Annotated in this window: 13 protein-coding genes and 1 other RNA gene; 4 read left to right on the top strand and 10 right to left on the bottom strand. The window is 61.4% G+C overall.

The window, feature by feature from the left end; translation table 11 throughout:
• The first annotated feature begins 13 nt into the window (after positions 1-13).
• Positions 14-667, top strand: coding sequence for a gamma-glutamylcyclotransferase (locus QCBJ_RS16100; protein WP_102061187.1), 654 nt, complete (start codon positions 14-16; stop codon positions 665-667).
• Here QCBJ_RS16100 and glpT read toward each other — a convergent pair.
• Both glpT and QCBJ_RS16090 read right to left on the bottom strand, forming a co-directional pair.
• Positions 664-2,001, bottom strand: a complete 1,338-nt coding sequence (glpT, locus tag QCBJ_RS16095; protein ID WP_015886453.1) for a glycerol-3-phosphate transporter — start codon at positions 1,999-2,001, stop codon at positions 664-666. The genes QCBJ_RS16100 and glpT overlap by 4 nt on opposite strands.
• A 295-nt stretch (positions 2,002-2,296) precedes the next feature.
• Entirely contained in the window at positions 2,297-3,274 is a 978-nt protein-coding gene (locus QCBJ_RS16090; RefSeq protein WP_064054381.1) for an NADPH:quinone oxidoreductase family protein, read from the bottom strand.
• Between the two features lie 150 nt (positions 3,275-3,424).
• Here QCBJ_RS16090 and QCBJ_RS16085 point away from each other — a divergent pair, with 150 nt between their 5' ends.
• The gene (locus QCBJ_RS16085; protein ID WP_015886451.1) at positions 3,425-3,832 is read left to right on the top strand and encodes a flagellar basal body-associated protein FliL; all 408 of its coding nucleotides are present in this window, start codon (positions 3,425-3,427) and stop codon (positions 3,830-3,832) included.
• A 97-nt stretch (positions 3,833-3,929) separates the two neighbouring features.
• On the opposite strand, the gene QCBJ_RS16080 is transcribed toward QCBJ_RS16085, so the two are convergent.
• From QCBJ_RS16080 to QCBJ_RS16065, 4 genes are all read right to left on the bottom strand, one after another.
• Complete coding sequence (locus tag QCBJ_RS16080; protein WP_102061186.1) at positions 3,930-5,048, bottom strand: ABC transporter permease; 1,119 nt, start codon at positions 5,046-5,048, stop codon at positions 3,930-3,932.
• Positions 5,048-7,765: a ribosome-associated ATPase/putative transporter RbbA gene (rbbA, locus tag QCBJ_RS16075; RefSeq protein WP_093542603.1), complete on the bottom strand. Its 2,718-nt coding sequence runs from the start codon at positions 7,763-7,765 to the stop codon at positions 5,048-5,050. The genes QCBJ_RS16080 and rbbA overlap by 1 nt, the downstream gene beginning before the upstream one ends.
• Positions 7,762-8,727, bottom strand: a complete 966-nt coding sequence (locus QCBJ_RS16070; RefSeq protein WP_046035028.1) for an HlyD family secretion protein — start codon at positions 8,725-8,727, stop codon at positions 7,762-7,764. Before QCBJ_RS16070 ends, rbbA begins: the two co-directional genes overlap by 4 nt.
• 69 nt (positions 8,728-8,796) lie before the next feature.
• Entirely contained in the window at positions 8,797-9,246 is a 450-nt protein-coding gene (locus QCBJ_RS16065; protein WP_015886447.1) for an EVE domain-containing protein, read from the bottom strand.
• A 194-nt stretch (positions 9,247-9,440) separates the two neighbouring features.
• Between QCBJ_RS16065 and QCBJ_RS30215 the strand changes: the two genes are divergently transcribed.
• A complete protein-coding gene (locus tag QCBJ_RS30215) occupies positions 9,441-9,587 on the top strand; it encodes a hypothetical protein (RefSeq protein WP_015886446.1) in 147 nt (48 codons plus the stop codon).
• A 7-nt stretch (positions 9,588-9,594) separates the two neighbouring features.
• Here QCBJ_RS30215 and QCBJ_RS16060 read toward each other — a convergent pair whose 3' ends face one another.
• The 4 genes from QCBJ_RS16060 to QCBJ_RS16045 all read right to left on the bottom strand — a co-directional run bounded on the left by QCBJ_RS16060 (position 9,595) and on the right by QCBJ_RS16045 (position 11,013).
• Complete coding sequence (locus QCBJ_RS16060; RefSeq protein ID WP_015886445.1) at positions 9,595-10,224, bottom strand: 5-formyltetrahydrofolate cyclo-ligase; 630 nt, start codon at positions 10,222-10,224, stop codon at positions 9,595-9,597.
• Positions 10,225-10,280: 56 nt separating this feature from the next.
• Positions 10,281-10,459, bottom strand: a non-coding RNA gene (gene ssrS, locus QCBJ_RS16055) — 6S RNA.
• A 30-nt stretch (positions 10,460-10,489) separates the two neighbouring features.
• The gene (locus QCBJ_RS16050) at positions 10,490-10,807 is read right to left on the bottom strand and encodes a cell division protein ZapA (RefSeq protein WP_010207385.1); all 318 of its coding nucleotides are present in this window, start codon (positions 10,805-10,807) and stop codon (positions 10,490-10,492) included.
• Positions 10,804-11,013, bottom strand: a complete 210-nt coding sequence (locus QCBJ_RS16045; RefSeq protein WP_007982902.1) for a TIGR02449 family protein — start codon at positions 11,011-11,013, stop codon at positions 10,804-10,806. Before QCBJ_RS16045 ends, QCBJ_RS16050 begins: the two co-directional genes overlap by 4 nt.
• A gap of 138 nt (positions 11,014-11,151) precedes the next feature.
• On the opposite strand from QCBJ_RS16045, the gene QCBJ_RS16040 reads away from it, so the two are divergent.
• On the top strand, positions 11,152-11,709 hold the full coding sequence (locus QCBJ_RS16040; RefSeq protein WP_015886444.1) for a YecA family protein: 558 nt from the start codon (positions 11,152-11,154) through the stop codon (positions 11,707-11,709).
• Positions 11,710-11,721 lie beyond the last annotated feature (12 nt).

Genomic DNA, 11,721 nt, shown 5'->3' with positions numbered 1-11,721 from the left:
TAAGCGATTTGCCATGACCGCCATTGAAACCGATCTTTTGCAATTGGCTTACCCTCCGCGACTCGATCTTGGGCCGCAACTCACTCACGAACAATTGATGAGCTCGATGCAAGCCACCATGGCTCGGCATAAGGGTGGGCCGGTCTGGCTGTTTGCGTATGGTTCGCTGATCTGGCGGCCTGAATGCTCGTCGACCGAGCGCATGCGGGCGCGGGTTCACGGTTATCACCGGGGCCTGTACCTGTGGTCTCACGAGCATCGGGGCACGCCGGAGTTGCCGGGGCTGGTGTTTGGTCTGGACCGTGGAGGCTCTTGCAGTGGGTTCGCTTACCGCTTGCCGGAAGATCAGCTGGAGGCCTCGCTGTATGCCCTGTGGCAGCGCGAGATGCCTTACCCCTCCTATCGGCCGCACTGGCTCAGTTGCCGTCTTGAGGATGGCAGTACCGTGCAGGCGCTCGGGTTTGTATTGGAGCGACACCTGCCCAGCTACGCCGGCAACCTGCCCGACATCGTGCTGAACCATGTGTTGCAAAGCGCTTGCGGGCGTTACGGCACCACTCGCGATTATGTCGAGCAGACCGTCAACGCCCTGCGTAGCCACGCCATGCCAGATAAAAACCTGGAGGCGCGGCTCAAGCGTTGTGCAAAGGATTGCTCAGGCGATTAACGCGCCGAGCTGACGCTGTTGGTGTGCCACAGCGTGGGGATCAGGAAGGCGATCGCCAATACGCACGCGCCGATCAGCAGCACAAAACCACCGTCCCAGCCGAAATGGTCCACGGTGTAGCCCATGGCCGCGCTCGCCGCCACCGAACCGCCCAGGTAACCGAACAGACCGGTGAAACCTGCCGCGGTGCCGGCCGCTTTCTTCGGTGCCAGTTCCAGCGCTTGCAGGCCGATCAGCATCACCGGGCCGTAGATCAGGAAGCCGATGGACACCAGCGCGATCATGTCGACCATCGGGTTGCCCGGCGGGTTGAGCCAGTACACCAGGGTCGCCACGGTCACCAGCGCCATGAACACGATACCGGTCAGGCCACGGTTGCCACGGAAGATCTTGTCCGACATCCAGCCGCACAGCAGCGTGCCTGGGATACCCGCCCATTCGTAGAAGAAGTACGCCCAGGATGATTTATCGACCGTGAAGTGCTTGGCTTCCTTGAGGTAGGTCGGTGCCCAATCCAGTACGCCGTAGCGCAGCAGGTAGACGAAGACGTTGGCGAAGGCGATGTACCACAGCATTTTATTGCGCAGCACGTACTTGACGAAAATTTCCTTGGCGCTGAATTCGTCTTCGTGGCTGGCGTCGTAGCCTTCCGGGTAATCGTTCTTGTATTTCTCAATCGGCGGCAGGCCGACCGACTGCGGCGTGTCGCGCATGGTGATGAAGGCAAACGCCGCCACTGCCAAGGCCACCGTCGCCGGTACATAGAACGCTGCATGCCAGTCGTTGAACCAGGCCATGCCCAGCAGGAACAGCGGGCCGATCAGGCCGCCGCCGACGTTATGCGCCACGTTCCACACCGACACCACGCCACCGCGTTCTTTCTGCGACCACCAGTGCACCATGGTGCGTCCGCTCGGCGGCCAGCCCATGCCCTGGGCCCAGCCATTGATGAACAGCAAAATGAACATCATGGTCACGCTGGACGTCGCCCAAGGTGCGAAACCGAAAATGAACATCACCCCTGCTGAAACCAGCAGGCCGAAGGGCAGGAAATAGCGCGGGTTCGAGCGGTCGGACACCAGGCCCATGAGGAATTTGGACAGGCCGTAGGCAATCGCGATGGCGGACATAGCCAGGCCCAGTTCACCACGGGTGTAACCCTCGTCGATCAGGTACGGCATGGCGAGGGAGAAGTTTTTGCGCAGCAGGTAGTACCCGGCGTAACCGAAGAAAATACCGGCGAAGATCTGCCAGCGCAGGCGTCGGTAGGTACTGTCTATTTTTTCTTCAGGCAGGGGCGCCTGATGTGCGGCAGGACGAAAGAAAGCAAACATTCAAGGGCTCCAGATTTCTTGTTTTGACTGCGGATGCGAATGTTACAGTTTCGTTACCGAAAATAGCATCGCCTCTTAGTGGCAAACACAGGAAATGAGCGCAATTGCATGTTCTCTTATGAACATGTCGCTAATAGATAAGTGCGGGTCGTGGTTGAGTTCTTCAGGATGATGGAGACCCAAATGTGGGAGGCGGCTTGCGCCCGATAGCGGTGGCTCAGTCGACAGATTCAGTGACTGACACCCTGCAATCGGGAGCAAGCCCCCTTCCACCTGTGAGCGCATTTCACATCGCTCAGCGCGTTTGGACCACGACCTTGCCCACCGCCTTGCGCTGCCCCAGGTCATTGATCGCCTGGGCGGCTTGTTCCAGTGGATACACCTGCGACACCAACGGCTTCAACTTGCCCTCGGCGTACCAGCCGAACAATTGCTGGAAATTCGCCGCATTGTCCTGCGGCTGCCGCTGGGCAAATGAACCCCAGAACACCCCGACCACCGCCGCCCCCTTGAGCAGCGCCAGGTTCACCGGCAGCTCCGGGATGCGCCCGCTGGCAAACCCCACCACCAGCAAGCGGCCGTTCCAGGCGATGGCGCGGATGGCTTGGTCAAACAGGTCGCCCCCCACCGGGTCGTAGATCACATCGGCACCGTTGCCGTCGGTCAGGCGCTTGATCTCGTCTTTCAGGCTGGTTTCGCTGTAGTTGACCAGCTCATCGGCGCCGGCGGCCTTCGCCACCGCCAGTTTGTCGGCGCTGCTGGCGGCAGCGATCACCCGTGCGCCCATGGCCTTGCCGATTTCCACGGCGGCCAGGCCCACGCCTCCGGAGGCGCCCAGGACCAACAGGGTTTCGCCGGGTTGCAGGTTGGCCCGTTGTTTCAGCGCGTGCATGGACGTGCCGTAGGTCATGCTGAACGCGGCGGCCGTGTTGAAGTCCATGCTCGGCGGGATCGGCAGCACGTTATAGCCCGGCACCGCGACCTGTTCGGCAAAGCTGCCCCAGCCGGTCAGCGCCATGACCCGGTCACCGACTTTGAGGTGGCTGACTTTTTCGCCCACTTCACTGACCACGCCCGCCGCTTCGCCACCCGGCGAGAACGGGAAGGGCGGCTTGAACTGGTACTTGCCCTCGATAATCAGGGTGTCCGGGAAGTTGACCCCGGCGGCATGCACGTCCAGCAGGATTTCGTTCTTCTTGATCGCCGGGCTGGCGATCTCTTCCAGCACCAGGGTTTCGGCGGGGCCGAAGGCTTTGCACAGCACAGCTTTCATCGGACTATTCCTTTTGGCGTCGTGGCCGATAAGTGTAGGAGGGTATGCCCCTGGGTCAACGAGCATGCCCGGGCCTGATAAGTCGCCATAAGCTTGTGCTCTGCCTTGCTAGCGTTATGCTACCCGGCAACCGAATGTGAGGAATGAACTGTGAAAGCGTGGATCCTATTGATGCTGGCCCTGACCTTGCCGATGGCAGCCCAGGCCGAAGAGGCCAAAGAAGGCGAGGCGCCGAAAGTCAGCTATATCAGCCTGAGCCCGCCGTTCGTGGGTAACTATGGCCTGGATGGCACGGCGAAGCTCAAGGTGTTCAAGGCCGACATCGCCCTGCGCGTGACCGGCACCGAGGCGGCAGCACTGGTCAAAGCCAACGATCCATTGATCCGCAACCAGCTGGTGGCACTGTTCACCCAGCAGACCAACGAGGCCATGAGCACCGTTGAAGGCAAGGAAAAGCTGCGCCAGGAAGCGTTGAAGCAAACCCAGCAAGTGATGAACGACGAGACGGGCAAGCCGGTGGTGGAAGACCTGTTGTTCAACAACCTGATCATCCAATAAGTCGCTACGCGACTATCGGGGGCAAGCCCCCTCCCACAGTTGGAATGCGATCAAATGTGGGAGGGGGCTTGCCCCCGATGACGGCGGTACAGACGCCTCAGGACGCCAGGCTCTTCCTGAACCGCGCCAACGCCACCGCAAAAAACACCAACCCAATCCCCGCCAGCGCCAGCAAGTCCGGCCACACCACGCTTACTCCCGCATCCCGAAACAGAATCGCCGCGCTCAGACTCACAAAATGCGTCGACGGCGAGCCCTGCATTATCCACTGCAGCCACTCGGGCATGCTGTCCAGCGGCGTGCTGCCGCCTGAGAGCAGCAGCATCGGGATGATCACCGGGATTGCCAGCAAGCCGAACTGCGGCGTCGAGCGGGCGAGGGTGGCGAGGAAGATGCCCAGCGCGGTGCTGGCAAACAGGTACAGCGCCGTCACGAACAGAAACAAGCTCAGCGATCCGGCCAGCGGTACGCCGAGCAGGCCTTTGACCACCACTTCCAGCGACACCCAGGTGCACAGCACCACCACGAGCATGTTGCTCCAGATTTTCGCCAGCATGATTTCCAGCGCCGTCAGTGGCAGTACCAGCAGATGGTCGAGGGTGCCATGCTCGCGTTCGCGCAGCAGCGCCGTGCCGGTCAGCACGATAGCCAGGATGGTGATGTTGTTGACGATCTGGATCACCGCCAGGAACCAGCCACCTTCCAAGTTGGTGTTGAACAGGGCGCGGGTGGTCAGCAACGCGGGTGCCTGGCCGGCGGCATCGGCTTGTCCGCTGTTGGTCAGCAGTTCGCGTTGAAATATCCGCCCAATGTAGCCCGCGCCCATGAACGCCTGGCTCATCGCCGTGGCATCCACATTCACCTGCACGCCCGGCTGGCGCCCTGCCAACAGGTCGGCCTGGAAGTTCGCTGGCACATTGATCACGAAGGTGTATTCGCCGCTGTCCATGACCTTGTCCAACTGGTCATAGGGTAACGGCACAGGCGCTTGGAACTCGGGCGGCTGCAACGCCTCGGCCATTTGGCGTGAGAGTGAGCTGTGGTCTTCGTCCACAAACGCCACGCTGGCGTTGTGCACGCCGATCACCGAGCCGGCGGCGGGCATATAGATGGCGACGGTGAAGGCGTAGAACAAAAACAGCAGCAACACGCTGTCGTGTCGCAGGCTGGTCAGCTCCTTGACCCCCAGCCGCAGGATGTGCGCGAACGTGTGCATCAGGCCTCCTGCTTCTTGAGCATGATCAGGCTCAGCCCGGTAAACCCGACGAAAAACCCGAACAGCGCCAGGCATTGCGGCCACAACTGGCGCAGGTCCAGGGCCTTGGTGAACGTGCCCACGGCGATATCCAGAAAGTGCCCGGCCGGAAACAGCATGCCCATCAATGCCGCCGCTCCTTCCAGTGACGAGCGTGGCACGATCAGCCCGGAGAACTGGATTGTCGGCAGGCTGGTGATGATCATCGTGCCGAGGATCGCCGCGATCTGCGTACGGGTGAACGCCGAAATCAGCAAGCCCATGCTGGTGGTCGCCAGCACGTACAGCAACCCGCCGAACGCCAGTGTCAGGCCGCTGCCCTTGAACGGTACGCCGAACAACCAGCGGTTCATCGCCACCAATACCGCCAGGTTGACCAAGCTGACGGCCAGGTAGGGCGCCTGTTTGCCAAGCAGGAACTCCAGGCGGGTCAGCGGCGTGGCGTAGAAGTTGGTGATCGAGCCCAGCTCCTTCTCGCGCACGATGCCGAGGGCGGTGAGCATCGCCGGGATAAACGCCAGGATCAGCGCCATCACTCCGGGGCCGATGGCGTTCACGCTGACCACGTCCTGGTTATAGCGAAAGCGCGTCTCCAGCCTGGCGGCGGTCAGGTCGTTGCGGGGCAGGCTGCTCAGTTCGGCCAGTTGCGCAAGGTTGCCCTGGTGTACGGCCTCGACGTAGTTGCGGCTGGTTTCCGCGCGAAACGGCATGCCGCCATCGAGCCACGCGGCCACTGTGGGCTGGCGACCGGCGTAGAGGTCGCGGCCAAAACCGGGCGGAATCTCCAGGGCCAGTTTGATTTCCGAACGTTGCAGGCGTCGGTGCAACTCAGTCGAATCCTGAATGGGCGACTGCTCGGCGAAATAGCGTGAGCTACGAAAGGCTTCCAAATAGGCGCGGCTTTGCGGCGTCTGGTCCTGGTCGTAGACGGCGAACGCGAGGTTTTCCACGTCCAGGGAAATGCCATAGCCGAAGATCACCATCATGAACATCGCTCCCAGCAGCGCGAAGGCCATGCGCACTTTGTCGCGCAGCAGTTCCTTGCCTTCGCGGCTGGCCACGGCCAACAGGCGAGCCAGGCTGAATCCACGCTTGCTCACGGGCGGTGCGCTGGTCGCGCTGACGGTTGCGGTGGCTGCAGCGGGCTCGGCTTCGCCCTGGGCCTGTTCCAGGCAGGTGACGAACGCGGCTTCCAGCGTGTCACCGTGAAATTGCCGTCGCAGCGCATCCGGTGTATCGCAGGCCAGCACCTTGCCCGCATGCATCAGGGAGATGCGATCGCAGCGCTGGGCTTCGTTCATGAAGTGGGTGGACAGGAAGATGGTCACGCCTTGTTCGCGGGATAGCTCGATCAGCAGTCGCCAGAAATCATCCCGCGCAGCCGGGTCGACGCCCGAGGTGGGCTCATCCAGGATCAGCACTTCCGGGCGATGCAATACGGCCACCGCCAATGACAGTCGCTGACGCAGGCCGAGAGGCAGTTCACCGGACGGTTGCTCGGCGACGTCAATGAGATCGAAGCGTTGGATCAGCTCGTCAATGCGCGGACCGCTATCGGCCGTGGGCAAGTCGAACAATTGCGCATGCAGCACCAAGTTCTGGCGCACGCTGAGCTCGCCATACAGCGAGAAGCTTTGCGACATGAACCCCACGCGCTTGCGGGTGGCCAGGTCCTTGGCATTGACCGGGTTGCCCAGCAGCGTCGCACTGCCCTCAGTGGCTGGCATCAGCCCGGTGAGGACTTTCATGGTGGTGGTCTTGCCGCAGCCGTTGGAGCCGAGGAACCCGAATATTTCACCTCGGCCGATGGCGAAGCTGACGTTGTTGACCGCGGTGAAATCGCCGAAGCGCAGGGTCAGGTCGTGGGCTTCGATGGCGATGTCGGTGTTGTCGCTTTCGCGCGGCGGAATCACCAGCGGTTGGTTGTCGTGGGCGCTGTCACCCTGGAAGTGGGTGAACGCCTCGTCCAATTTGCCGCTGGATGTTGCGCCAGCCAATTCACTGCTCAGGCCGTCGGCGATCAACTTGCCGCGATCAAGCATCAGGCAATGCTCGAACTGCTCGGCTTCTTCCATGTATGCCGTGGCCACCAGCAGCGTCAGTTGTGGCCGCTCGCTGCGTACACTGTCGACCAATTCCCAGAAGCGTCGACGTGACAACGGATCGACGCCAGTGGTGGGCTCGTCGAGGATCAACAGGTCGGGGTCGTGGATCAGCGCGCAACACAGGCCAAGCTTCTGCTTCATACCGCCAGACAGCTTGCCGGCCGGACGGTCGGCGAAGCGTGCGAGGTCGGTGGCCAGCAGCAGGTTGTGCATGCGCTGGTCGCAATCGGCTTTCGACAGGCCGAACAACGTGGCGAAGAATCGGATGTTTTCGCGGATAGACAGCTCGGGGTACAGGTTGCCGCCCAAACCCTGGGGCATAAAGGCAATGCGTGGGTACAGGCTGTTGCGGTGACGGCGGTCTTCGATGGCGCCGCCGAGCACGTGCAACTGGCCATCCTGAAGTTTTTTAACCCCGGCGATCAAACCCAGCAGGCTCGACTTGCCCGCGCCATCCGGACCGATCAACCCGCAGCGCGTACCGGCCGGCAAGCTGAACGTGATGTCGACCAGTGCCTGCTGCTTGCCGTAGCGATGATTGATCCCCGTGGCCTGCAGCGCCAGGGCGGTCATTGCAGGTTGGCCGGCCAGTCAGTGTCAGCCGTGCGCACATAACCTGCGCCGGGCATGCCCGGTTTGGCTTGGGGCACGGCGCTGGGCTGGGTGAGGCGCAGTTTGACGCGGAAGACCAGTTTTTGGCGCTCGTCGCGGGTTTCCACTTCCTTGGGGGTGAACTGGGATTTGGCGGCGACAAAACTGATCTTGGCCGGCAGTGGCTGGCCGGGCAGGGCGTCGAGCAGGATACGCGCGTCGCTGCCGACGGTCAGGCGACCGGTGACGGACGCGGGCAGGTAGAGGTTCATGTATTGATCATTGGGATCAATCAACAGCAGCACGCGCCCACCCGCGCCCAGCACCTCACCTGGCTCGGCCAGGCGCAATTGGATAATGCCGTCGATGGGGGCGCGCAGGCTGCTGTCGTCGATTTCGCTGGTAAGTTGGGCCACCTGGGCCTGGGCGGCTCCGATGGCGGCCTTTCCCGAGTTGACCTGCGCTTGGGCGGCAATCACTGCCGCATTGCCGGTGTTTTGCCGCGCTTGCTGCTGGTCGATCAACTGGCTGCTGGCGAAGCCGCGCTTGTACAGCTCCTGGGTGCGCTTGAGTTCCTGGTTGGCCAGCAGTTGCTCGCTCTGGCGCAGTTGCACATTGGCTTCGGCGGCGGCGAAGTTTTCCTTGGCGCGCAGTACTTCGGCTTCGGCCTGGGCGCGCTGGGCTTCGAGGGTGCGGGTGTCCATGCGTGCAAGCAATTGGCCCTTGAGCACCTTGTCGCCTTCGTCAACCCGCACTTCGGCCAGGCGCCCGGGGATCTTGGCGGCGATCTGCACTTCGGTGGATTCCAAGCGGCCATTGCCCATGCCAATGCCTTCCGGCAGGCGGTCCTGGGTGGAGCGCCAGTAACCAAAGCCACCGGCACCCAACAACAAAGCGATGAGTGCGACGGCGAAAAGACGGGAGGTGTGGTGATTCGTCGACATGGCGGCTTCCTGCGGCATTAGCGTCCTAGTTTGAGCGGTTTGCCCCGGCGGGGCGTTGATACCGGTCAGTTAAAGCAAGTTGATTACTGCAGCCCATTGCTCGGGCGTGACGGCCATCACCGACAGCCGGCTGCCTTTTTGCACCAGGGGCAGTTCGGCAAGGGCGGTTTGCTGCTTCAGGTAACCGAGGCCGAGCACTTTGGGAAAGGTCTGGACGTGGGCCACGTTGATCGCACTCCACGGGTTTTTCTCCGGGGTGGCCTTCGCGTCGAAGTAGTGGCTTTGTGGCTCCAATGCAGTAGGGTCCGGATAGGCCGCCTCGACGATCTTGCCGATACCGGCAATACCCGGCTCCGGGCAACTGGAGTGATAAAAGAAAAATTCGTCACCCACCGCCATGGCGCGCAGGAAGTTGCGGGCCTGGTAGTTACGCACCCCGTCCCAGCGTGCTTCACCGAGCTTTTCCAGACCGTTGATGGAGAGTTCGTCGGGCTCGGATTTCATCAGCCAATAGGCCATTTTTGGGCTCCTGAAAAAGGCATTGGGCAAGTTGTCAGGCAATTTGATGACAAACCGACAGTCGGTTGGCGCCAAGGTTTGCGTGTTGGTTCACGTTACCGCAAAATGCCGGCCTTTAAGCTTGACGCAGCTGCAACGGACTACTTTGGAACGTTGTTGTCATCGTGTACGAGGTGCCTGAAGGGGGGCAATCGATGCAACGTAAACCGGATTTACTATGGATTTTGGTGATTTTGTTTGGTCTGGGCGTCGTGACCACCGGGTATGCGCAAAGCTTGTGGTCGAACAAGACCGATGCGCCGGTTGAACTGTCACCCGTGCAGCAGCAATTCAAGCGTTAACACGGCTTCAAGGCGCCGCTGATTCCAGTGGCGTCCCTGCGATATACCACTGCTTATCGGTGACGGTGCCAGCCAGCGGCACATCCCAACTCGCCTGCACCAAACGCTCGACCTTCTGACATTCATGGGCCAGGCCCAGCAGCGTCGGTTTGCGCCAGCTTTGGCGGCGCGCCAGATATGCCAGGCTGCGATCGTAAAACCCGCCGCCCATGCCCAGGCGTCCCCCCGCATCATCGAACCCCACCAACGGCAGCAGCACCAGGTCCAGCGCCCAGACCTTGCGTTGGCGGCTGATATTCACGCGTGGCTCCAGGATGCGAAAGCGATTGGGCAGCAGCTTTTCCCCAGGTCTTACCCGTTGGAACACCATCTTGGTCCGTGGCCAGGCGCTGAGCACCGGCAGGTAGGTGGCCTTGCCACGGCGCTGGGCGGCGCGCAGCAGCAGGCGCGGATCGATTTCACCGTCCGTCGGTAAATACAAAGAGATATGTTTGGCGCGGCGAAACAGCGGGTGCTGTGCCAGTTGCCGATACAGGCCGTGGGCGGCCTTGCGCTGCTCGCTCGGCGTGAGGGCGCGGCGGGCATTGCGCAACATGCGTCGAAGTTGCGGACGGGAAAGCGGCGCAGGTTCGGTCATGGTTTCGGCTCATAAAACAATGCCAGTCCGAGGACTGGCATTGAGTTTGGGAATTCAGGCTCCCCGACAGAGCCGCTGTCGACTTAGCCCTTGAACCCGAAAGTTCAAGGTGGAAGATGCAGTAGGCTTTAAGGCTTTCCGTCTAGCGGACATGCACACCAGCCCAACGTGCAACTTCCAGGGTAGTGCGAATCGGCTCAGGGACATCGCCGACTGGCAAACACGCCAGGGAGTGGGGCGAGTATACCCCAAACAGTCGCGGCAATCAGCCCTTGGGTGCGTCTGAGTCGCTGGAAAGCACCAGATCCACGCGTTCCAGCAGGTCACGCACCTGCTCACGGGTGGAGCCGCTGGCCTGCACGTCAGGGCGTTCCTGCTTATGCAGCAAATCGTGGGTGATGTTCAGTGCGGCCATCACGGCGATGCGGTCGGCGCCGATGACTTTGCCGCTGCTGCGGATTTCACGCATCTTGCCATCCAGGTAGCGGGCGGCGCTCACCAGGTTGCTGCGCTCTTCCTGGGGGCAGATGATCGAGTATTCTTTATCGAGGATCTGCACGGTGACGCTATTGCTTGAACTCATGAGTCTTGCTCCAGGGCCTTCAGGCGCGAAATCATCGATTCGACCTTACGCCGGGCGATTTCGTTTTTTTCAATGAGGTGAGCGCGTTCCTCGCGCCAGGTCTTTTCCTGAGCTAATAGGAGTCCGTTTTGACTCTTAAGTTGCTCGACCCGAGTAATTAGCAATTCGAGTCTGGCCATCAGCGCTTGCAGGTCGGTGTCTTCCATTGGGTTCCACTGGATTTGTCTGATGAATGGCAACTGCAGGATAAACGATCTGACGCCCTTGATAGTCTTGGTACGTCTGCCGGTGCTAGGATACAGCGCTCCATTCTAGACATTGCGCCGTCTGGCGCCTAGCTCACCATGCCTATTCAGAACTCCCCGTACGACGCTTTTTCCAAACTGCTGAGCACCAGCGGCCACCCATGCTCGCCTGCCGAACTGCACGGCGTGTTGCTGGGCCGCAGCTGCACCGGTGTTGGCTTTGATGCCGACAACTGGCTGGCTGACGTGGCCGAGCTGCTGGAAACCGAACCGACCGACAACGTGCGTAACGCGCTGATCGGCCTGCAAGAGATGGTCAAGGGCGAGCTGACCGGTGACGACGTCACCGTGGTCCTGCTGCTGCCGACCGACGACGCGCCGCTCACCGAGCGCGCCGCTGCACTGGGCCAATGGTGCCAGGGCTTCCTCCACGGTTTCGGTGTGAACGCCGGTGGCCTGGAACTGAGCACCGACGCCAAGGAAGTGCTGCAGGACCTGGCAGCCATCTCCCAGGTGCAGGACGCCCTGGAAGAGTCCGAAGACGGCGAAGGCGACTACATGGAGGTGATGGAGTACCTGCGCGTTGCGCCGCTGCTGCTGTTCACCGAGACCAAGAAGTCCGCTGAGCCTGCTGCACCCAAGCCGTCGCTGCACTAAGAAAGGAAGCCC

This window comes from Pseudomonas sp. QC2 (assembly GCF_002859085.1).
Taxonomy (GTDB): domain Bacteria; phylum Pseudomonadota; class Gammaproteobacteria; order Pseudomonadales; family Pseudomonadaceae; genus Aquipseudomonas; species Aquipseudomonas petroselini.
The sequence above is the reverse complement of the archived record's forward strand: the minus strand, read 5'-3'. Positions and strand labels throughout refer to the sequence as shown.